Below are 21,641 nucleotides of genomic sequence, written 5' to 3' on the forward strand. Positions count from 1 at the left end.
TGCTGCTCCGCCTTCCTGTCAAGGCACGCACGGCAGTCCTGCCGCCGGCAGGACAACGGACAGCCCGCCCAGGGCTGATCGGTAGCGGCCCGGTGGGGAGTACGTGTACTTAGGGAAAGCTAGGTAGGCCTGCCCATCCATCGGTTACCTGCGATGTAGAGGATGGTTCGCATGCGAAGGACACTGATGGTGATGACGGCCGTGATCCTGGGGCTGGTGTCGGCGAGCGGGCCGGCGGCGGGGCAGCAGCGGCCACGGGGGATCCCTGACCGGGTCATGTTGCAGCCGGACGATCTCGGCGGGGCCGCGCCGGGGCCGGTGGAGGACGGGCTGGTGTGGTCGCTGCTACCCCAGCCGTGCGCGGACACGCCGGTGCCGCAGCCGGTCGTGAGCCGCACTGAGGCGACCGATCTCGGTACCCGATTTCGGATCTACGAAAACGTCGCCTGGTACCGCGGCGATGGGGCACACGCATACATCACCGAACTGAAGGCGCAGTTCGCCCGGTGCGGGGTGGGCGGTGACGAGGAGGGCTTCGATCCGGTCGCCGAGGACCACCTCGGGCCGGACACGGTGCTGTTCCTCGGCACCTACGACGAGGGCGACCGCTACGTCGGCTATGTCGCCGCCGCGGTCGGCCACTACGTGGTGGTGGTCATGATGTCGGACTCGTACCTGGGGGCGGCCGACCTGACCACGTTGAACGGGCTAGCCAGCGCCGCGATGAGCCGGGCGGCAGCGTGACGCGTAGAGGCCGGCCATCTTGAGAGCGCCGGCCTCTGGCCACGGGCAGCGCAATCGGGCAATAAGGGTGCCCGGGCTCTCGAAGCTGCTGTGTGGCATTGCGCCATAGGTCGGTGAGGCCAGTCGGTGGGTGAACGCAGGACTGAGTCGACGGTGTGGTTCAGTGCCACGCCGGCTCCGGCATCCTGTCATCGGCGGTGAAGGGAAGCCGCGATCCCGCATCTGCGGGATGCCAACGCTAACGCCTTCAGATCCGCCGAAGAGGTCGTCACAGCGGATGCGCTGGTTAGGACACCATCCGGTGGAGTTGGTGTCTCAGCTGACTACACCAGTTACCGATCCGGTGGCACCGGAAGCTTTCTGATCGTCGCCACCAGTCCGGGCTTTGCTGGTCACTGCAGGAATTCCGGCGCCGCACCAGCGGGCAGATCACCGCCGCCACGTGCAGGGACCGGGGTTACAGGATGCGGGTCAGTTCGTGCATCGCGGCGAGCTGCGTGTCCGGGCGTGGTGGTGGCAACCGCAGAAGGTCATCGACGTCGCGATCACGCGTTCGCGTATCGGGTGATCAACGAAGGGGACGACCGCGTCGACTGGCAGATGCGGCGCCGCAACCAGAAGTTCCCGCAACTGTGGTGCTGCGGCTGTCGCACGCAGTCGTCATCAACGATGATCGCGTGCAGGTGATCGCGGCATTGCGTCCTGCGTGGATCTATCTGTTCAAAGGGCTTCGGCGGCCCCCGCTGGCTGCCTCCCACTGGGCCCGGGCGGCGGCAAAAGCGCGACTATACAGGCATATCAGGCTCGCTGATGGACGACTCCTGCTGGATGATGTGCGGGTGGACAGGCCGAGCGGTGAGACGCAGTTGAGTGAGGTGGGTTGGTTCTCCGTGCGGTGTGTCTTCCGCGTCGGGTCCGATCCGAGGGGTCAGTCGTACGAGGAAAGGCTGACGCTGTGGCGTGCGGAGAGTTTCGACCAGGCGATCGAGCTTGCAGAGGCCGAGGCGCTCGGGTACGCGGCTGACCGGACAGACACGATTTTCGCGGGACTCACTCAGGCGTACCGAATGTTCGACGCCCCGAGACATGGAGCGGAGATCTTCTCACTGATCAGGGATAGCGAGCTGAACCCGCAGGCATACCTGACGGCGTACTTCGATACCGGCCAGGAGAGACAAGGAGACGTCTGGGCGGTATCCGACGAGGGGTGCCGCCCCTGAGCAGCCTTGCTGCTCATTCCGCTCCGCCCAGTCCTCCACGCTCAGCACCTCCCGATGCTTCAAAAGGTGGTCCCGATTCAGCCGGAACCACGTGGTCAGTCTTCAGGCGGAGCCGACACCCGCTGCTCCAACCTGCTTCCCCCAACCGGGCTGGCACCGGGCCGCCCACCGATCGTGAGCTGCCAGCCCGGTGCCTTGGTTGGCACCAGCGCTGACTCCCGTAGTCGCATCGGTCGACCGGGGAGCCACGCCCACGGTCACCGCGCCTTGTCAGCGGCATGAGCGGATGGTGTTCACCACGTAACGAGCTCGGTCAGTGCAGCGCTGGTCGCTTCGTCGGCAGGTAGGAATGCTTCCAGTCGCAGTTCGGCGATGGTGACGTCGGTGGCGGTACCAAAGTGGGTGAGAGTGGTGATGAGCCGCAGTTCCCGGCTGTCCGGGCTGCTCGTGCGCAGGTGCAGCGGCACCGCGAACCCGAGGTGGTGTGGCGAGAGTTGCCGTGGCCGCGGGGGTGCCAGGTCGACGAGTTCCTCGACGAGGCGCTGGAGCCGGTCGCTCGGGTTGCGGACGCTTTCGGCTTGGACGCTGTCGATGATGTGCCAGGCCCATTCCTCAAGGTTGACGATGCGAGGTGCGAGACCGCGGGGGTGCAGCAGGGCTCGGGGGACGCTCACGGGTGGGGTGAGCAGGTGTGGGTCCACTCCGCGGGTGATCATGTGGAAGCCGGCGTTGGCGGAGATGAGGTCGCCGTGCCGGTCGACGATCACAGCCGGGTACGGCAGGTGGCCGTGCAGGACGCGATTAAGGGCGGTCCGGACCGGCGCCAACTGGGGATGGTCCAGGTCGGTCTGTGGGTACGCGGGCGCGAATCCTGCGGCGAGGAGCAGTTCGTTGCGATCGCGGATCGGCACCTCCAGCGACTCGGCCAGCCGTATGATCATCGCCCGGCCGGGGGTCGAGCGTCCGCTCTCGATGAAGCTGACGTGCCGTTGCGTGGTGCCAGCGCGCACCGCCAGTTCGAGTTGGCTGACGCGTCGTCGGGTGCGCCATGTGCGCAACGCACCAGCGAGTCCGCCGCTCGCGGATTCGGTGATCATTCTTCCTGTGTACCGGGTGCCGCGCCGGTTGGCGATTCCCTCCGGGGAATTGTCGCGGCGCCTCCGGCGCAGAACAGTAGTGGTCGCAACGATCATCCACGACCGAAGGATCACTATGGCTGACATTGACCTGGAGAACCTCACCGGCCGCTACGTCGCGGTGTGGAGCGAACCCGACCCGGAACGTCGCCGCGCGGCCGTTCGCGAGCTCTGGTCCACCGACGGGGTCCATGTCCTGCAGCCGCCTCAGGAAATGCGACAGGCCGCCGAAGGCCTGGGGTTCGATCGTCTCGTCTTGGAGGCGCGCGGGCATGACGAACTGGAGGTGCGGGTGACGCGCTCGTACGAGGAGTTCATCGCCCCGGGCACCTTTGTGTTCCGCTCCCGCGGGGATGCCGAGCGGCTCCACGACGTGGTCAAGTTTCGCTGGGAGATGGTGCCTCGCGACGGTGGCGACGTGGCCGGTGTCGGGCTGGAGATCCTCGTGCTCGGCGCCGACGGACGGATCGTCCGCGACTACCAGTTCATCGAGGGATGACCGCGATGACTGCGACGCTGCCCCCGTCCGTGCGCAGCTACCATGTCAACAGCGGTGACGGCATTGATGGTCTGTCGCTGCGCTGCCACGAACCGCGCACGCCAGGTATCGGCGAGGTCGCGGTCGCGGTCCACGCCGTCTCGCTCAGCTTCCGCGAACTGCTGGTGCTGCGGGGGCAGTACGTGCTGCCGGTGAAGCCGGACGTCATTCCCGTCTCGGACGGTGCCGGGCAGGTCATCGCCCTGGGCCCAGGTGTTCAGCGGGTGCGACCGGGCGACCGGGTTACCGCGACGCTGTTCCCGCAATGGCTGGACGGCCCCCTGCAACAGTCATACCTGCCACAACTGGGAGGCTCCCTCGACGGCATGCTCACCGAACTCGCCGTCCTGCCGGAGCAAGCCCTCGTCCCGATCCCTGAACGCCTCTCCTACGCCGAGGCCGCGACGTTGCCGTGCGCCGCAGTCACGGCGTGGAACGCGCTGACCGGGGATGGTCCTGGGATCCAACCGGGGCACACCGTGCTGACGACCGGCTCGGGCGGCGTATCACTGTTCGCGGTACAACTGGCCAAGCTTCTCGGTGCGAGAGTGATCGCCACGACCGGCCAGGCGGAAAAGGAGCAGCGCCTTCGTGACCTGGGCGCTGACGAGGTCGTCAACTATCGGGCCGTTCCCGACTGGCACACTGCGGTCCGCGACGTCACCGGCGGGCGAGGGGTCGACCGGGTCGTCGACACTGCCGGAACATTGGGGCAGTCACTGAGGTCGCTTGCCATCAACGGGCACGTCGCGTTCGTAGGGTCCCTTTCCGGTGACTGGCCGCCACTCGACCCTCGCCTGGTGTTCGGTGTCGCCGCGACGATCCGAGCGCTGGCCGTCGGAAGCTACGCGCAGTTCACTCAGCTGAACGAGATCATCGCCGCGCATCAGCTTCGGCCCGTCATCGACCGAGTGTTCCCCTTTCAGGAAGCCGCCGCGGCGTTCCGCTACTACGAATCGACCAGCCCGTTCGGAAAGGTCATCATCGAAATCCGATGACCGGCGTGCGTGGCGGCGCAATCCGCCGCGCACGCTCATCGACATGAGCGGACGCCGCTCGACTGACGACCGGGAGCAAACTGGCCGACCACTTCGGGTCCGCCGAAGGGGTCTCCAGACTGAAGGGCCTCGTCACGTCGCTGCCCGTGGGATCGGCGTCTCAGATGACGGTACCGTGACGGACTCCAGCAGGCTCGCCCACAATGCCGCAGATCGATCTACAGCAGACCTACAGGCACGGCGTTAGGCGACTCGAGATACCGGCCGACCCCAGCCATCCCGGAACGACATGCCTGACCACTTCGATCTCTACCGGGAGGTCACGGCGCACCGCTCGGCCGCAGCACCGCAGGTCAGAGTCCTCGTCTCTGTCCGGCGTCGGTGAGCACTCCGGTCGCGGTGACCTCTTCGCCAACCTGCACCCAATCTGCTCCCCCTAAACCGGGCTCGCGCCGGGCCGCCGGGCCGCCGGCCGATCGTGAGCTGCCGGCCCAGTGCCTTGGTTGGCACCAGCGCCGGCTCCTGCGGCCGCATCGGTCGATCGGGGAGCACGCCCACGATCACCGCACTTGTCAGTGGCCATTTATGTGCGGGCGACGTTGCAGGAGATTGCCACCGCATTGGCGGCTCTCACAATTGAACCGCATCCTCTGAATGAGTCCTTCTGGTGGCCTGGTCCTGGAGCTAGTAACTCACCGGCAGTTAGTACGGCAGCCGCCATTGGGTCTGTCACGCCCCGGTCAGCTAGCCATTGGCGGCTGCCGCACCAAGGATTTTGGACACGCTGCCAAGACCAACGTCGACAGTAGACAGCAGATCATCGGTTTGTGAAAGACCGGCATGAGCTGTGTGGACACCGCAAGGGTGAGCGGCCACAGCCGGCATCCGGCCGCCGCAGCATGCGCACGTATTCGGACCGGATGAAACCGGCTACATCGGCGACGATGATCTTCACGCTCCGCGAGTTTACGTGATCTTGTTGCGTGAGACGGGGGTGACGTACTTCGATCGACTGCGGATACGATCCTTAGGTGCGCGAGATCCTTCAGGCCGGCGGCACCCCGGATAGCAGCGCGCCGGGGGAACCGTCGGTCGAGCCCGCCCGGGTGACTGTGCTGACCAAGTTGGCCGACTCCGGAAGCCTGCGCAACCTCGAGACCGTGGGTGAGGGCACACGCCTACATCGCGTCCACTGTGGCGTTGGCACCGCTCTCATCGACGCGGTGGCTGCGGGTCACGACGTGATCGTCCACTTCGCCGCTGGTTCTCATGTCGACCGCTCCATTGCGGGTGCCACCCCGTTCGTCACCACCAACGCGCTCGGCACGCAGACACTGCCCGACGCCGCGCCCCGGCACGAAACGCCAGGCCGGCCCGGACAGGACCGTGCCAGTCGCCGACCGCAAGGGCCCACGACCGTCGCCATTCCCGCGATACCAGCAAGATCATGACTGAGGTCGGGTACGCGCCACGCATCGATCTGGAGTACGGGCTGGCTGCGACGGTGCAGTGGTATCGAGACAACCGAAAGGGGTGGAGGCCACTCAAGGCGAAGCCACCTTGGTGATCAACATAACTCGACAATTGCGGACGCTGTGCAGCCACTCGCATCCACGTTCCGGGACGCCTCAAAGCGCCGTACCGACCTGCCGACTTCAGCCTTTTGCCGATGGAGGAGCAATTCATGCAGCGTTCGGTCGATTGGGAACCCGGCTGCGTCGTCGCTGTCGACCAGACGACACTCCCTCACGAGATGACGGTCCTGCACATGACCGGCATCGATCAGATCATCACAGCGATTCAGCGCCTGGCCATCCGGGGCGCTCCGGCCCTCGGACTGGCGGGTGGGCTCGGCGTCGCTCTGTCGGCGCACCTACATTCAGTCGCCGGCGAGGTTGATCATGCTGCCGTACGGGCGGACGCCGAACTGCTCGCGGCCGCCCGACCAACCGCCGTGAACCTGCGGTGGGGTGTCCAGCGGGCGCTCGGCCGGCTGGCGGACGGCCCGGACGCCGTCCTGCAAGAGGCCCTCGACATGATCACCGAGGACGAGCGGACGAACCGTGCCGCAGCGACACGCGCCGCGACCCTCATCCGTGAGGTGTCCCCGCGGCGGCCGATGCACGTTCTCACCCACTGCAACACCGGCCGATTGGCGACCGGCGGCTGGGGGACCGCCCTGGGCGCGATCCGAGAGCTGGCGGCCAGCTGTGATCTGGGTTCGGTGCTCGCGACCGAGACCCGGCCGCTGCTGCAGGGCGCCCGACTCACCGTGTGGGAGCTGGCCGAGGCGGACATCCCGCACCGCCTGTGTATCGACTCGGCCGCCGCGGCGGCCATGGCCGGTGGTTCGGTCGATTGCGTCATCGTCGGGGCGGACCGCATCGCCGCAAACGGCGACACCGCCAACAAGATCGGTACCTATGCGTTGGCTTTGGCCGCAGCGCGCCACGGCATCCCGTTCATCGTCGTCGCACCGGAGTCCTCGGTCGACGTCACCACGCCGCACGGCGATGACATCCTCATCGAGGACCGGCCCGCCGACGAGGTACTGGAGATCGCGGGTGCACAGATCGCGCAGCCCGGGACAGCGGTGTACAACCCCGCGTTCGACGTCACACCGATCGACTTGATCACCGCCATTGTCACCGAGGACCGGGTCATCCGGCCCACCCGCATCGGCGACACTTCGCTTGTCCGCCACGTAGCCGACTTCCCACAGCCAGGCGTGACCTTCCGCGATCTCGCTGGCGTATACACGGACCCGCGTGCTCTTGCGGCCCTCGCCCGCCGTTTGGCGGATACCTTCCGCGGACGGTGCGACCATGTCCTCGCCATCGAGTCCCGGGGCTTTCCCGTCGGAACACTTGTCGCGCAACTGCTCGGCTGCCCGCTGACGTTCGCCCGTAAGGCCGGCAAGCTGCCCGGCGCGGTGCACAGCGTCCAGTACGGCCTCGAGTACGGCGCTGACACGCTGCAGGTGCAGATGGACGCCCTTGCTCCCGGCGCCAGGGTGCTGATCGTCGATGACGTCCTTGCCACTGGAGGAACCCTCGCCGCCGCAGCCGAATTGGTTTCCGCCAGCCATGCCCGTACCGCGGGCTTCGGTGTGCTGCTCGAGGTCGCCGGGCTCGGCGGTGTCGAGCGCCTCAACGGACGTCGCCTGGTCGTTGCCCTTGCTGACGAAGGAGCCACCGCGTGACAGGCATCATCGACACCCGCGGCGCCGCTCACCTGGTGGGGGAAGCCCGGGAGCTGTACCTGCGGGGATGGCTCGAGGGAACGTCCGGCAACCTCTCCACGCGGCTCGACGACGCCAGCGACACGATACTCATCACCACGAGCGGACGCAGCAAGGGACGGCTGACAGAGAGCGACACCGTACCCGTCAGCGTGCGGACCGGGTTGCCCGTGCAGCCCATCGGGCCGAAGCCGTCCGCCGAGACCAGCATCCACACCGCCATCTACGCCGCCGATCCGCGCTGTGGCGCGGTCATCCACGTGCATTCCCCGCACGCCACCGCTGTCGCCGTGTTGGCGGCCCGAGCCAGCCGGACGTCGGTACGGTTCGCCGATCTTGAACTGATCAAGGGCCTCGGCGTCGTCGACCCGGCCAGCGTCCATGTCCCGGTCTTTCCCAACTGGCCGGACGTCGCACGCATCGGTACCGACGTAACGAACCACCTGGCGCAGTCCGCAGCGACACCGCCGGTGTTCCTGCTCGCCTGGCACGGCGTCACTGCCTGGGGTCCGTCGCTCGAGGTGGCCCGCAATCGCCTCGAATGCCTTGAGGCGATGTGCCAGTTGACACTGCTCGCCGCAAGTGCCTCACCGAACACGGATCTATTCCAGGAGGGTCTGCTATGACGCTGCTTCAGGTGATGCCGGCTACCGACGGCAACGACATTCGACTGCGCACTACCGACGAGGACCGCATCCGGGTCGAACTGTCCCGCTGGAACATCGTGTTCGAACGATGGGCCACGACCCGGACGCTCGATGCTGCCGCCGACTCCAGTCGGGTGCTCGAAGCCTACCGCGATGACGTACGCAGGATCAGCGAGGCCGGCGGCTACCGGCTGGTGGACGTCGTACGCATGCGGCCCAACGACGCCGACCCGGACTGGCCCGCCACTGCCCGAGCGGCACGGGAGAAGTTTCTCGAGGAACACGTGCACGACGAGGACGAGGTCCGGTTCTTCGTCGAGGGACGCGGGTGCTTCTATCTGAATCTGGACGGCATGGTGCACGCCGTCGTGTGCGAGGCTGGTGACCTGCTATCGGTGCCGCGCGGCACGCGGCACTGGTTCGACATGGGCCGGCAGCCCCAATTCACGGCGATCCGGTTCTTCCAGGAGGAGGACGGGTGGATCGCCGACTTCACCGGCGAGCCGACCGCCCGCCAGATCCCTTACCTCGACGAGTTGATCGGCGCTAATTGGTGAGCCGAGCCGACGCAGTCGTCCTGGACGTCGAGGGCACGTTAGGTTCCCTCGCCTTCGTCCGTGATGTTCTTTTTCCCTACTCTCGTGAGCGAGTCGCCACGTATCTCGAACGCGACACGACGGATGTCCAGGACGTCCTCCGGGCCACCGCGGCTCTGGCGGGCAAGCCGACGGCAACACGCGCAGAATTGGTCGTCGTCATCAACGGCTGGATCGACCAGGATGTCAAAGCGCCACCGCTCAAGGCGCTGCAGGGGATGATCTGGGCGGACGGGTACGCGAGCGGAGCGCTCACCGCACACGTCTTCGACGACGTCCCCACCGCGCTGCGGACGTGGCGTGCCGACGGCCTCGGCGTGCACCTGTTCTCCTCCGGTTCCGTCCAGGCGCAACACGACTGGCTGCGCCACACCGAGCTGGGTGATCTGCGACCGCTGGTCGACCGGCTCTTCGACGCGCAGGGCATGGGCGCCAAGACCGATCCCGCGGCGTACCAACGGATCAGCCGGGAGATCGGCGTAGCCGCGGACCGGATCCTGTTCGCCTCGGACCGGCCCGTCGAACTGGCCACCGCCCGCGCCGCCGGCTGGCATACCCTGGGTGTGCACCGACCCGGGAACCCGCCAACGGACTTCGGCGCCCACGCCTGGGTCACTGATTTCTCGTCTGTGCGCCCGCAGCCGGTCGGCAGGCCGACATGAGCCGGTCGCGGCATCAGAGTTCGACGATCTTCAGCGGGATGACCGAGTTCGCCCAGGCCTCCGGTTCGGTGAACCTTCGGCAGGGCTTCCCGGACACCGACGAGGTAATCCATCGACTCACGAAATTCCATGCATGAGGAGAGAGATCATGTCAGCGCTACAAGCGTCGTTGGCCGTCATCGGCGGAAGCGGCTTCTATTCGCTGCTGGACGAAGCCCGCGAAGTGCATGTCAGCACCCCGTACGGCGAACCGTCGGACGCCGTCCTTGTTGGTCGCGTCGGCGACCGCGATGTGGCGTTCCTCCCCCGGCACGGCCGCGACCACCGTTACCCGCCGCACCGGATCAACTATCGCGCCAACCTCTGGGCACTGCACTCGATCGGCGTCCGCCAGATCATCGCCCCGTGCGCCGTCGGCTCACTGCGACCCGAACTCGGGCCGGGAAGCCTCGTGGTCCCGGACCAACTCGTCGACCGCACCAGCGGCCGCCAGCAGACCTTCTACGACTCCGGCGCGGCACATGTACCGTTCGCCGACCCGTACTGCTCGCAGGGGCGTGAGGTAGTCATCGCGGCATCGCGTCGCGAGGGGATGCCCGTGACGGATGAAGGCACCATGGTCGTCGTCGAGGGACCCCGATTTTCGACCCGGGCCGAGTCACAGTGGTACGCGGCTCAGGGCTGGTCCGTGGTCAACATGACCGGCCTCCCGGAAGCAGTTCTGGCTCGCGAACTCGCGATGTGCTACACGGCGGTGGCGCTGGTCACTGACCTCGACGCCGGTCTGGACAGCGCTTCCGCCGTGAATCAGAGGGAGGTGTTCGACGTCTTCGCGAAGAACACCGACCGCCTCCGGTCGATTGTTCTGAATGCCTTGGCCGACCTGCCTGCCGATCGAACCTGCCCGTGCCGGGAAAGCCTCGACGGCATCGTAGTCGCCCGGGATGCCGTGCCCAGCTGACACGGTCCTGATACACCTCATCTCGCGCACCTTCGGGGCGGTGACCATGACGAGGCCGGGGACCGGGTATTCATCCTCGACTTCGACCCTCAGGCGCACCTGACGGAGGCGATCGGCATGCCGGAGCCGGAGGGACCGGCGACGCTGCGGCACCTGCCCACGGCAGGGCCTCTGGACAGCCTTACCGCTGCTTTTCACACGATCGTTGACCCATCCGTAGGCTCGACCTCTAGCCGGAAGGCACGCCGAAGCGCCTCCATCGTGGGAGCGATCTCTGCCTCGTCGCGGGCGCGGAAAAAGACGACCCCTGGCGTCGACGACGAGTTGAGGTCCGACGTGACCACGTCGCCGACGCTCATGGTCATCCGCATGTCGATCAGTCCAGGGATCGCCGCGCGGATCTCCTCCTCAGAGGACATCTCGACGATCCGGCCCGGACGGATCGGAAGATTCACGTTGACGACAATGCCGTCGGTCGACGTGACGTCCAGCGCCGGCGTGTACCCGAGCCCCAGGGACCAGAATGCCTCCCACAGATCGACTCCGTGCTGGTGACTGATGGCTTCGACGATGCCGCCGCCCGCGGGCCGGCACGCCGCTTCGCCGACCCGGAAGCCGTCGCGGGACCGGTAGAGCTCCACGTGGGCGACCCCGTCGCGAAGCCCCAACTCGATCGTGGCCCGGCTGGCGACCTCCAGCGCCTCGTCATGGTCAGGGTGGTCGGGGGGGACGATCCACGATCCGTCGAAGTCGTCGATCCGGCCGAGCAGCGGATCGAAGTAGATCGACACGGCGGCGAACAGCACCTTACCCTCGTGAAGAACGGCGTCGACGTGGAACTCCCGGTCCATCGCCACGTACTGCTCCACGGCCACCGGCATCTCCTCGGCGCGCAGACGCGCTCCGGTCGGCCCGGTCGCCCAGGCCCTCGCTGCCTCCGGCCCGTCGATCCGGGTCACGTCCATGCAGAGGGCGCCGAACGTCGGCTTGACGACGACCGGCCATCCCAGGCTGTCGCCCGCCTTCGGGACGTCGGTCGGTTCGAAAACCCGCTGGACCTGAGCTGTCTTCAGGCCTGCCTCGATGAGGCGTCGCTTCATGAGGAACTTGTCGGAGAAGGCGAGTGCGACGTCGTACGAATCTCCGGGGATCCCGAGCGAGGACCGCAGGAAGCCAGCGGTCGGTACACCGAACTCGACCGGCGAGATGATGCGATCCACAGGACGTGACGCGGCCACCCGACGGACGGCGACGAGCACCTGGGTCGTGTCGCGGATGTCGTCGACCTCGATGACCTGCATGGTAGGTAGACGGGACGCGCCGCCGCCGTCGGGGAAGTGGTGGGGATGGCCCGCCTCCGCCACGATGGTCACGTGGTCGACGGATGCGGCGTCGAGCAGACGGAACGGGAAGGCGCGGCGCACGGTGGTCAGGACCACGGCGTGGGCGGTCACTACGGCACCATCCTTTCGATCAGATCTTGGAAGTAACGTCCTGTCGGAACTCGGCGAGGATCAGCAGATGGGCTTGTGGCGGTCGCCCTTCGAGGCCTCGTCGACAACCCGGCCCGGCACGGCAACGCGGTACGCCTCCTCCAAGCCGGAGAAGACCAATTCCTCGCTGCCCGAGGTTGACACAGGGAGTGTCACGCCTGACCACTCTCGGCGAGGAGTGAGGCCAGGACCGCGTCGATCTCCGAGCGGAACGCCGCAGCATCCGTGGCGGGAAGCTGGGCCAGGACCGACCCGGCGAGCTCCTCGATCTTCTTCTTCGACGTCGTGGTTCCAGGTGCCACCGCCCACAGGCCGCGGACCCGCGCGCCTCGCCGACATTTAGCCTCGTAGCTGCGGGTGCCGAGGTGCAGGGACTCGATGCCGTTCTCCTGGGCGAACCGTACGGGCCCGTGCACTAGGAGCACCGCGTACTCCGCGGCGTTGCGCAGCTCCCCGTAGTTCAGGCCGATCGAACGAAGCGCGAGTTGCTGGCCCGACCGGTAGCCGAGCGAGTACCCGGTCATGCGCGAGCCGTCGAAGACGGCGTGCGCCACGGCCTCCTCGCGGAGGATGCGGGCCTGGCGGCCGAGGGTTGCCCGCAGGTTCTCCTCCTCGTGCTCGTTGCCGTACTTGAGCTCGACCTGCTGCAGCAGCGGAGCCCCGCATGCGACAATCTCGTCGATCGACACCTGCCGGAGCTCGAGGCCGCTCTTGACGAAGCGCTGCCACTCGCGGCGCCAGTGTCGATGCTGCGACTTCGTCAGCTTCGACTCGAAGGGCCCATCCGCAGGAATTTGCTGCACGGTGCAGTCGGCGTCGACGAGGTGCACCCCGGGGGTCTCGCCGGTGAGCGAACGCGCGGCCGCCACGACGTGTGGCACGTCCTTCGACGGCAGGTATGGCCACCACCAGGCGCCGTGTACCTCGGGGAACGCCTCGAGGGCCGCGCCCATGAGCTCCGCCAGCGCTGCGGGCGACCGGCGAGTCCCGATCACCGGGGAGCAGAATCCCCGGCGTCCACCGAGCAGCAGCCGCGCACTGTCGTCCTCGCTGTCGAGCAGGGTCTCGAAGCGATAGTCCGGATGACCTTCGTCCGGCGCATGGTGGGCGACGAGCCCGGCACCGTCCTTCGTCAGGTAGGCGGGACGACCGATGCCGTCGGAGTCGACGAAGCGCAGCCAGTTCGGCGAGGAGTAGAAGCTTTCTGGTTGGGGCCAGGCTGAGGGGACAGTGGAGCTGATCATTCCCTCCGGCTTTCGTCTGTCGCAGACACATGCATCGACGTCGTCACGGCGCGTCGTCTGACATCGACCAGTATAACGGTGATCTCCGTGCTACTCCGGCCCCGCGTGCCTGGCAAGCGAGGGGCCCACGAGCCGGGCGGCCAGCGCGCCGACCGCAGCGATCACGACGAGAAGCACCACGGCGACATCGACCTGATCGGCGAAGGGGGCAACGACGAGTGCACCCATGGCGAAGCCCAGCGCGAGGCTCGTGTTGACCCAGGACTGCGCCTCGGTCCGCTGCCCCGGGGGGGTGGTCGCCGCCGAGAGCGAGAAGACCGTGGCCAGGCAGGGTGCCGTGGTGGCGCCGACCAGGGGAGCGACGACGATGAAGCTCCATGGCGCGGCCTGACCCAGGAGCAGCATCACGATGCCGCCGGCCGTCAGCAGCAGCATGATCGGCAACCAGCTCTGCGGAGTACGTCCACTGCCGTACGCGCCGAAGACAAGTCCTCCGACGAGGCTACCCACGGCCATTCCGGCCAGCAGCAGTCCTCCCGCCCACTCGTAGCCGCCGGAGTGGCTGATCGTCAGCAACAGCACCTCGACGGCGGCACTGACCAGGGACGGGACCAGCGCGAGTAGCAGGGTCGTCCTGAACGGCGAAGAGGCAACCGGCCCCCATCCGCCCTTGCTCCGGGAGGCAAGCACCTGCTCGGCCGGTTCCGACCGGATCACCAAGACCGCGGACAGGACCAGCAGGGCGATGACGGGCAGGACCGCGACGGCCGGATCCGTCCACGTCGCCAGCAGGCCCGCTGCCGCGGGGCCGACGACGAAGGCCACCTCGAGCAGGACAGCGTCGAGGGCCATCGCTGTGTGCCGGCCCTTTCCCGGGAGGGTGAGGGCGATCCAGAGTCCACGGATCGTGGCAGCGACCGGCGGCATGAAAGCGCCGCTCAGCACGGCGACTCCTGCAATCACCAGCATCGACGAACCCTCGATGACGGCGACCAGGACGGCCACCATCAGGATGTACAGGCTGGTGGTGACGAGGAGCACGGGTTGCACGCCCCGGCGGTCGATCCATCGGCCCCGTGCGGGGGCCGTGAGTGCCTGGCCCACCGTATAGGCGGCCAACGCCAGGGCGGCCGACGACTCGTCGCGTCGGTCGGCCACGAGCAGGAACAGCACGACCGACCACATGCTCATGGTCAGGCGCGCTACCAGGGCCGCGACGGCCAACCGGCGCATGTCCCGCTCGCCGAGCAGGGCCCTGTATGCCTGCACCCCCGTGCTGGATTCCTTGTTCACGCGCGCATTAACCCACGGCGGCGCAAAGTCGACCCCGCGGTATTCACGGTGCATAGTCGACCCCGCAGCGCGTGATCATGTTGGAGGTCGCCGCACCGGCTCGACGTGGAGTGCTTCATGCGGACAAAGTAACCGGTGGCGCGTGCCATGGGATATCGGCAGCCGTCTCACCCAGGTCGAGGGGCAGGATCCGAAGAAGAGGCCGCGACCCTGGACCACGACGGAGCATCGCGGTCATCCGCATCTCGGTCGAGGCGGCGGCGGGCCGCGTGACGATCACTGCCGGCGCCGGATCCAGCTCCGCGGCTCACAGCATCGACCCCCTCGTGGAGCTGGGCGTCATCGAGTCGGCGCTCGTCCGCCCTGCCGTTCCTCGAGTCCACCCCGGAGCGCCTCAGAATCCTGCGCGCAGGGCTGTCCGCGTCGGCCATCGAGTCAGCCGGCCGCCACACGCAGACCCCCTCGCCGCGGACGATCGAAGCTCACGTGCGAGGAGCCAGACTCCAAAATAGAGGGGTTGACCGCCTGCAGTCACAATGCGATGATCCATTTTCTTGTTCTCACTTCGGGGGTCTGATCAAGTTGCGATTCCGATTTCAGGATCCGAGACGTCCGATCGGGTGGCGTCGATGAGCGAGATCTATTTCGCACAGATCCGTGAGGACTCACGCATCGAACGTCGACTACAGGCCAGCTACGGGGCCCGGAGGGTCCTCACCATCGGCTCGGGCGGCTGCACGGCATTCTCGCTGCTGGACGACGAGCTGGAGAGCCTCGTCGTCGTGGACGCGAACCCGGCCCAGTGCGCGCTCATCGAGCTCAAGAAGGCCGCCCTGATCGCTCTCGAACGGGAGGACTACCTCGCCTTCGTTGGCGAGCGGCCTGCCGTGAACCGCCTCGGCACCTTCCGCGAGTTGGAAGAAGCCCTGCCCGACGGAGCCCGCGCGTATTGGCGGAGCCACCAGGCGCGCATCGCGTCGGGGATCAACGGCTGTGGCGTGACGGATCGCCTCTACAGGCTGGTCGGCGACAACCTGACGCAGCTCATCCTCGGCGCCGAGAACGTCGACCTCCTCTTCGCGTGCTCGACCATGGACGAGCAGCGTGCCTTCTTCGCCGAGCACCTCGACAACGACCGCTGGGACACCGCCGTGCGGGTGTTGTTCAGCCGTTGGACCCAGTCGCACTTCTACCCACCGCTGTGGTCCGCACGTAGCCCTGAGTCCAAGTTCGGCGAGTTCTACGCGGCGCAAATCAAGGACGCCATCGTGGGCAAGCCAGTCGCCAACAATTACTTCTTACATCAGCTGCTCACCGGTCGCTACCTCCACGACCGGGTCGACGGCACACCCGCCTATCTCTCCGACGACGGATACACGACCGCACGCCGCAACATCGACAAGATGCGACTGGTCAACAGCACGGTCGACCAGTGCCTCGACACCGTGACGGACGTGGACGCCTTCTACCTGTCCAACATCTTCGACTGGGGCAGCCCCTCGCAGCACGAGGCCCTCGCGGGCAAGGCTCGAAAGGCTTCGTCAGCCGACGGAGCAATCGTCCTGCACCGGAGTATGTATGGCGAGGGGCAGCTGGCACCGGTGTTCGGTGACCACCTCGAGATCCGTCAGGAGCTGTCGAAAGAGCTGACAGAGCAGGAGCGCTCGATGCTCTATCGCGAGGTCACCGTCGGCGAGCTCGTGCGAGGAGCTGGCGGCACCCGATGAGTGGCGCGAGGCAGACCGCACGGTTGGCAACTTCCAAATGGACGAAGGGTAAAGCCCGGCATGACTGGAAGCAATGACGATTTTCTCGGAGCGGTGCTGGAGTTCCTGCGCGACCTCAATACTTCGACAGAGACTCAGCGCCCGACGATGGGAACTGAGCTCGGCGCGGACACGGACCTGATCCAGGCGGGCATCGTCGATAGCCTGTCGATAATGGAGCTGATCGTGTTCCTGGAGAAGGAGACCGGCGCGCACGTCCCGCTGGAGGACCTGATGCTCGACAGCATCCGCACTGCCCGGACAATCGCTGCCGTCTACGGTTCGCATACGACCCCAGTTGCCCGATGAGTCCGGTCGGCGCGCAACTGGGCTTGAGTGACGTCGAGGCCCAGATCGACAGGATGCTCATCGGAATCCCCTCTTTCTCGGGTGCCGAGGAGCTCAAACTCTCCCCGCTGCTCCCCAGGAGCTCCGTCCTGGCAACACACTACGTGCGCAGCTTTCCCCAGCATGCACTGGTGGTCTCGGGCGCGATGGGCTCGGACTCCGAGTTTCTCCTGGCACCGACTACCTGCTACGCGGTGTTCGACCATCTGAGAGATCGCCAGCTTTCCAGTCCTTCCTTGTTCACACACAAGAATCTCTGCTTCCGGAACGAGGAGACCTACCGTCCGGGCGAACGCCAGTCCTCGTTCCTCATGCGAGAGTTCATCTTCCTCTCGACGGACCTGGGCCTGGTGCACGAGTGGATCGGGCACATCGTTCGTGACGTGCCGTCGTCACTCGCCGAGGAGTTCTGGGTGGACGCGGTCGTGAAGAAGGCGAGCGACCCGTTCTTCGACCCCAAGGACCTGCACCTGAAGTTCCAGGAGTCCGAGAACCTGAAGTCCGAGTTCGTCGTCGACGGCCTCGCCGTGGCGTCGGTCAACCTGCACCTCGGGGCGTTCGCTCGAAGCTGCAACCTGCGCTCGAACGACGGGCAGCCCCTGTACAGCGCCTGCTTCGGCCTCGGGTACGACCGGCTCGTCGCGAAGAGCACGGCGGCACGGGCGGATGTCCAGTCCCCAGCCGGTGACGGCCGGAAAACGAGCGGATAAGCCCATGGAGGAACGTCTCAGGCTGGGCGACCCGGCAGACGTCGGCCGGTTGCTTCGCGAGGAGAAGTTCCGGGTCGATCACCCGTTCCGGGTGTCACGCCGGGTCTTCGGAGCGTCCACACTGGATCTGGAGGGAAGCGAGCACCTCAAGAGGAAGCGCGGGTGGTGGGCCGGCTTCGGGAAGCAGTGGGCCGGCAGCGTCACGGTCCAGGAGATGGTTGACTCCGCCGTCGCTGACGGATTCGCTCGTGCGCGCGTCAGCAACGATTTATTGCAGGGCTGCGTCTACATCCCCAACCGCATCGTCCTGGACCTCTTGGACCTCCCTGAGGTCGACCCCATCGAGCACTACGAGAGCCTCAAGCCGGTGCTGCGGATCCTCGGCGGGCTTCCTGAGACCGACGACTCTGTGGCGCAGGCGAAGGACTACATCCAACGCCTCGTCCGAGACGTGACGGTGCCGTGGTTCTCGGACCTGTCGAACGAGGCCCGGTCGGCAGAGCTGGCCCTCTTCCTGGTGGCCGGCGCGGAGACTACCGTGGTCGCCCTGGAGGTCCTGACCTCCGCGTGGTGGAACGACGCGGATGCCGTAACGGACGCCGTGCGCAGTGCGGGTTCCGCGAGTGTCGTCATGCGCCTGTTGACGCAGGACGCCCCGTTGGGCCTGACGACACGCTATGCCTCCCGAGATGTGTTCATCGACACGGTCGGCCAGATACCGCGAGGCGCCTTGATCGAAGTGGATTTGGCCAGTGCGAGCCTGCAGTTGGGCATTGGTGAGACGGACGATCGCCGCAAGGCTCAGAGCTACGTCTTCGGGGCGGGAGCGCATCGCTGCCCTGGGGACCGCCTGGCGATGCTGGAGGCGCAGGCCTACCTGGGGGGGCTCCTCGCCCTGGACGCTTCCGAGTACGCGCCCGTCGCCGCAGCCGAACCGCGGCCGGCGACGTTCCGGCATCTGCCATGGCAGGCACTGGAACGGACGACGAACTCGCGTGCGGGCGCTCCAGCTGAGAGAAGCGTCGGTGATGCATAGAATTCTGGTCGGTACCGCCGGACCAGCACATTTTCCGAACTTCCAGTATGTGATCGGGGACCCTGAGACACGCCATGCCGTGGTCGTGGATCCTGCATGGGACAGCGAGGGCATCGCCCGAAGAATTCACCTTGAAGGCTGGAGCCTGCAGGCGGTAGTGCTGACGCACGCGCATTCGGATCACGTCAACGGAGTTGCCGAACTGGTAAGCCTCCTGCCAGCTCCTGTGTACCTCTCGGGTGTCGAAGCCGCCTACTACGGCTTCGACGAACCGGGAATGGTGCACTGCCGGGACGGCGAGACGTTGAAGGCTGGCTCCATCGAGGTAGGTGTGATGGAGACACCCGGCCACACGGTGGGGTCGTGTTGCTTCCTTGTAGGCGATGCCCTCTTTGCTGGCGACACGCTGTTTCCTGAAGGCATAGGTTTCACGCACTTCGAGGGAGGCTCTGCCTCAGACCTCTACGACAGCGTGCGGCGGTTGGATCACGAAATCTCCGAGGACGCCCGGCTCTATTCTGGACATCGGTACCGACGCGGACCCGGGCTGACCTTCGCAGAGCTTCGGCGACTGAATGTCTATTTCCACCTGTCCAGCCGAAAGGAGTTTGTCGAGTTCGCCGATAGGCGGACGGTGGCGACATCTCACGATCGGCTCCTGGCCAAGACGTCAACGACACTCCCTGATATTCATGGGTTGACTTGGGGTGATGGTGTGTTCCCCAATGCTTGACACGGGACATCCACCATCATGCGCCCCAGAGCTCCTAAGGGACGTCTCGTAACTGGGTGAAGGCGTTGCCCTGGACCGGGCCGATGGTCAGCCGGCGAGGATGATGTTGTGGAGGTTGGCGGTGCCGGAAGCGGCATCGGCTCCGGCCCAAAGTGAGTGGAAGTCGTGATCGACAGGGGCAGCAGGCGCGTCCTCCGCAGCTCCAGGCGCCCGGGCGAGCAAATCGCCATCGACGCGGACCAGTAGGAGCTGTTCGTGGCGCGCACCTTGCCCGACGAGGCCTTGGCGATCCGGGAGTCAGGCGGGAATGGGCAGGGGTTCCTGCGGCCAGTTGAGGACCTTGGCGCCGAGTACCGCCGCCTGCAGGGTGAAACGGTGGGCGGCGTCGGCCGGGTCGTAGCCGGTCAGTGTCTTGACCCGCTCCAGGCGGTAAGTGACGGTGCGGACCGACACGTGCAGCCGTTTCGCCGACTCGGTGGCGACCGCACCGGTGGCGAAGTAGGCGTCCAGGGTGTCGAGCAGCGGTCCGGCGCCGCCGCGAGCCTGCATGAGTGGGGTGAGTATAGCTTGTACCAAGTCGACGATGGCGGGTTGGTCGCGTAGCAGCACTCGGTAGATGAGCAGGTCGTGGGCGTTGATAACCGGGGCGCCCGCGTGCAGCCGACCCGCCATGGTGAGCGCCTCGCGAGCCTCCTCGTAGGAGCGGGCGATGCCGTACAGGCCGGGGTGGGCGCGGCCGACGGCGACACGCCAGGGCCGTCCGCGGGGTAGCCGGCTCAGCTCGCCGTGCATGAGCCGGCCGAGTTCATTGCTCGCGTGCAGCGCGGGCGGCACCCGGCCGGCTGCTCCGGCATCGGCCGGTGCCAGCACGACGAGCAGGCCATCCTTGGTCGCGACCAGGACGTCACGGTCGCCGAGTCGGTCGAAGATGACCGCCTCCAGGGCGCTGATCGCCGCGTCAGTGTCCGGTAGCCGCCGGCTCGGTGCGGCCAACGCCACCTGGTGGACCCGGGCGAGGTCGAGACCGAACGGTTCGGCGCGCTCGACCAGGGTGCCGAGGTCGGAGTCGCCGCGCAGCAGGTCGTCGATCAGCTCACGGCGCAGGGTCTCCTCCCGGCGCACCAGGTCGCGGCGTGCCACCGCGTAGCCTTCGGCGAGCGTCGCGACCGCGTCGTCGACGACTTGCAGGACGGCGGTCGCGGCAGCGCGGACCGCCTCCCGGTCGCGGGAGCGCACCACCATCGGCAGGTCCTGCCACAGCCGCCGCGCGGCGGACAGATACAGCTGAACCACTCGTCCTGCGGAGATGCCCTGCTCGGCGGCGCGCCGGCCCAGCAGGGCGATTGCGTCCAGCTCGCCACGCTTGGCTCGGCGTCCGTGCATGGCCGCGTCGGCGAGCAGCGGCAGGTAGTCGCCGAGCAAGTCCACCGGAACCCCGCCGGCATCACGGCTGGCCCCTTCGGCGACATCGACCAGCCACGCATCCTCCGGTCCTGCCCTCGCAGTCCGGCGCCCACCGCCCCGCCGTTTGCTGTCGGTCATCTCCGCCTCGCCTTCCGAACCGCCACTGCCACGGCACCCCGCAGCGGTGCCGAGCCGAGACAACCGCAATCCCACCGGCGCTGAATCTGCTCGCCGGCACGTCGACGCTGCCCGGCGACGCCCATGACCTCCATCAGCATTGTTGCCGACGGTCGGCAGTCTAGATCCGCCGTGTCTGTGCACGGTAGCCCTGCCGAGACCAGGCCGAGCGAGGCGACGATGGGAGCCGGACCGCGGATCGTCCGCGTCCGCGAGCCGGCGCGTACGGCATCGATGAGGCCCCCGGCACGTCAGAGAGCAGGCCACAGCAGGTCGTGGCACCGGTGCGGATTCGACCGGAAGGAGAAGGACGTCATGCTGCTGCGCAAGTCCCAACGGGCGTTAGCGGTCGCCACCATCGCGGCTGTCCTTGCGCTTGCCGTGACACTGCTAGCGACCCGCGGTGTCATCGACGCGCTGCTGATGATCGTCGTCGCCGCCGTGTTGGCCGGCATGTACCTGCTGCGCCGCTACGCCCGCGACGTGCTGCTCTACCGCCGCTCCACGCCGCGCCGGCGACACCCGGACAGCGAAGCGGTCAGTAGCCCGCCTACGGCCCGGACCGGACATGAGCGCAGCCTCGCGCGTTGGGGGTCGTGCCAGTGACACCAGCCGCGCACGGGCCGGTTCGGTCCACGCTCAAGACTCGCCGAACGCACCAGGCCGACGACACCATCCCCGTGCCGACACCAAT

The 21,641-nt window shown here is 67.0% G+C and carries 21 protein-coding genes and 2 pseudogenes; 16 read left to right on the forward strand and 7 right to left on the reverse strand.

Annotation, left to right across the window (positions count from 1 at the left end):
* The first annotated feature begins 171 nt into the window (after positions 1-171).
* On the forward strand, positions 172-744 hold the full coding sequence (locus AB0K35_RS02220; protein WP_363883138.1) for a hypothetical protein: 573 nt from the start codon (positions 172-174) through the stop codon (positions 742-744).
* A gap of 677 nt (positions 745-1,421) precedes the next feature.
* Entirely contained in the window at positions 1,422-1,964 is a 543-nt protein-coding gene (locus AB0K35_RS02225; RefSeq protein ID WP_363883140.1) for a hypothetical protein, read from the forward strand.
* 293 nt (positions 1,965-2,257) lie between these two features.
* Here AB0K35_RS02225 and AB0K35_RS02230 read toward each other — a convergent pair whose 3' ends face one another.
* Positions 2,258-3,061 (reverse strand): helix-turn-helix transcriptional regulator, encoded by an 804-nt coding sequence (locus AB0K35_RS02230; protein WP_363883143.1) that lies wholly within the window; start codon positions 3,059-3,061, stop codon positions 2,258-2,260.
* A gap of 115 nt (positions 3,062-3,176) precedes the next feature.
* Here AB0K35_RS02230 and AB0K35_RS02235 point away from each other — a divergent pair, with 115 nt between their 5' ends.
* Both AB0K35_RS02235 and AB0K35_RS02240 read left to right on the forward strand, forming a co-directional pair.
* Positions 3,177-3,599 carry a hypothetical protein gene (locus tag AB0K35_RS02235; protein WP_238667756.1) on the forward strand — a complete coding sequence of 141 codons (423 nt, stop codon included), beginning with the start codon at positions 3,177-3,179 and terminating at the stop codon, positions 3,597-3,599.
* Positions 3,600-3,604: 5 nt separating this feature from the next.
* Entirely contained in the window at positions 3,605-4,636 is a 1,032-nt protein-coding gene (locus AB0K35_RS02240; protein ID WP_363883146.1) for an NAD(P)-dependent alcohol dehydrogenase, read from the forward strand.
* Positions 4,637-5,421: 785 nt separating this feature from the next.
* Here the strand turns inward: AB0K35_RS02240 and AB0K35_RS02245 are convergent.
* Positions 5,422-5,547: pseudogene (locus AB0K35_RS02245) on the reverse strand (sugar phosphate nucleotidyltransferase); the annotation flags it as partial.
* Positions 5,548-5,733: 186 nt separating this feature from the next.
* Here AB0K35_RS02245 and AB0K35_RS02250 point away from each other — a divergent pair.
* From AB0K35_RS02250 to AB0K35_RS02275, 6 genes and pseudogenes are all read left to right on the forward strand, one after another.
* A pseudogene (locus AB0K35_RS02250) lies at positions 5,734-6,203 on the forward strand (GDP-mannose 4,6-dehydratase); the annotation flags it as partial.
* A 102-nt stretch (positions 6,204-6,305) separates the two neighbouring features.
* Positions 6,306-7,838, forward strand: a complete 1,533-nt coding sequence (gene mtnA, locus AB0K35_RS02255) for an S-methyl-5-thioribose-1-phosphate isomerase (RefSeq protein ID WP_238667759.1) — start codon at positions 6,306-6,308, stop codon at positions 7,836-7,838.
* Entirely contained in the window at positions 7,835-8,503 is a 669-nt protein-coding gene (gene mtnB / locus AB0K35_RS02260) for a methylthioribulose 1-phosphate dehydratase (protein WP_238667760.1), read from the forward strand. The genes mtnA and mtnB overlap by 4 nt, the downstream gene beginning before the upstream one ends.
* The gene (locus tag AB0K35_RS02265) at positions 8,500-9,081 is read left to right on the forward strand and encodes a cupin domain-containing protein (RefSeq protein WP_363883149.1); all 582 of its coding nucleotides are present in this window, start codon (positions 8,500-8,502) and stop codon (positions 9,079-9,081) included. The genes mtnB and AB0K35_RS02265 overlap by 4 nt, the downstream gene beginning before the upstream one ends.
* On the forward strand, positions 9,078-9,782 hold the full coding sequence (mtnC, locus tag AB0K35_RS02270) for an acireductone synthase (protein ID WP_363883152.1): 705 nt from the start codon (positions 9,078-9,080) through the stop codon (positions 9,780-9,782). Before AB0K35_RS02265 ends, mtnC begins: the two co-directional genes overlap by 4 nt.
* 148 nt (positions 9,783-9,930) lie before the next feature.
* Complete coding sequence (locus AB0K35_RS02275) at positions 9,931-10,743, forward strand: S-methyl-5'-thioadenosine phosphorylase (RefSeq protein WP_363883757.1); 813 nt, start codon at positions 9,931-9,933, stop codon at positions 10,741-10,743.
* Positions 10,744-10,937: 194 nt separating this feature from the next.
* On the opposite strand, the gene AB0K35_RS02280 is transcribed toward AB0K35_RS02275, so the two are convergent.
* The 4 genes from AB0K35_RS02280 to AB0K35_RS02295 all read right to left on the reverse strand — a co-directional run bounded on the left by AB0K35_RS02280 (position 10,938) and on the right by AB0K35_RS02295 (position 14,827).
* Positions 10,938-12,197 (reverse strand): hypothetical protein, encoded by a 1,260-nt coding sequence (locus tag AB0K35_RS02280; protein WP_363883155.1) that lies wholly within the window; start codon positions 12,195-12,197, stop codon positions 10,938-10,940.
* A 60-nt stretch (positions 12,198-12,257) separates the two neighbouring features.
* Positions 12,258-12,392, reverse strand: coding sequence for a hypothetical protein (locus AB0K35_RS02285; RefSeq protein WP_363883158.1), 135 nt, complete (start codon positions 12,390-12,392; stop codon positions 12,258-12,260).
* Entirely contained in the window at positions 12,389-13,480 is a 1,092-nt protein-coding gene (locus tag AB0K35_RS02290; protein WP_363883161.1) for a hypothetical protein, read from the reverse strand. The genes AB0K35_RS02285 and AB0K35_RS02290 overlap by 4 nt, the downstream gene beginning before the upstream one ends.
* A gap of 90 nt (positions 13,481-13,570) precedes the next feature.
* On the reverse strand, positions 13,571-14,827 hold the full coding sequence (locus AB0K35_RS02295; protein ID WP_363883164.1) for an MFS transporter: 1,257 nt from the start codon (positions 14,825-14,827) through the stop codon (positions 13,571-13,573).
* A 575-nt stretch (positions 14,828-15,402) separates the two neighbouring features.
* On the opposite strand from AB0K35_RS02295, the gene AB0K35_RS02300 reads away from it, so the two are divergent.
* The 5 genes from AB0K35_RS02300 to AB0K35_RS02320 are packed head-to-tail and all read left to right on the forward strand — an operon-like array spanning position 15,403 to position 19,366.
* Positions 15,403-16,500 (forward strand): DUF3419 family protein, encoded by a 1,098-nt coding sequence (locus AB0K35_RS02300; protein WP_238667767.1) that lies wholly within the window; start codon positions 15,403-15,405, stop codon positions 16,498-16,500.
* A 60-nt stretch (positions 16,501-16,560) separates the two neighbouring features.
* Positions 16,561-16,848, forward strand: a complete 288-nt coding sequence (locus AB0K35_RS02305) for an acyl carrier protein (RefSeq protein WP_238667768.1) — start codon at positions 16,561-16,563, stop codon at positions 16,846-16,848.
* Positions 16,845-17,597, forward strand: a complete 753-nt coding sequence (locus tag AB0K35_RS02310) for a hypothetical protein (RefSeq protein WP_238667769.1) — start codon at positions 16,845-16,847, stop codon at positions 17,595-17,597. Before AB0K35_RS02305 ends, AB0K35_RS02310 begins: the two co-directional genes overlap by 4 nt.
* Before the next feature lie 4 nt (positions 17,598-17,601).
* A complete protein-coding gene (locus tag AB0K35_RS02315; RefSeq protein WP_363883169.1) occupies positions 17,602-18,633 on the forward strand; it encodes a hypothetical protein in 1,032 nt (343 codons plus the stop codon).
* Positions 18,626-19,366 (forward strand): MBL fold metallo-hydrolase, encoded by a 741-nt coding sequence (locus tag AB0K35_RS02320; RefSeq protein WP_274525437.1) that lies wholly within the window; start codon positions 18,626-18,628, stop codon positions 19,364-19,366. The genes AB0K35_RS02315 and AB0K35_RS02320 overlap by 8 nt, the downstream gene beginning before the upstream one ends.
* A gap of 297 nt (positions 19,367-19,663) precedes the next feature.
* Here AB0K35_RS02320 and AB0K35_RS02325 read toward each other — a convergent pair whose 3' ends face one another.
* On the reverse strand, positions 19,664-20,794 hold the full coding sequence (locus AB0K35_RS02325; protein ID WP_238667772.1) for a helix-turn-helix domain-containing protein: 1,131 nt from the start codon (positions 20,792-20,794) through the stop codon (positions 19,664-19,666).
* Between the two features lie 468 nt (positions 20,795-21,262).
* On the opposite strand from AB0K35_RS02325, the gene AB0K35_RS02330 reads away from it, so the two are divergent.
* On the forward strand, positions 21,263-21,553 hold the full coding sequence (locus AB0K35_RS02330; RefSeq protein WP_363883172.1) for a hypothetical protein: 291 nt from the start codon (positions 21,263-21,265) through the stop codon (positions 21,551-21,553).
* Positions 21,554-21,641: the final 88 nt, after the last annotated feature.

Origin of the sequence: Micromonospora sp. NPDC053740 (assembly GCF_040677775.1) — a bacterium.
GTDB classification, from domain to species: Bacteria; Actinomycetota; Actinomycetes; order Mycobacteriales; family Micromonosporaceae; genus Micromonospora; species Micromonospora alfalfae.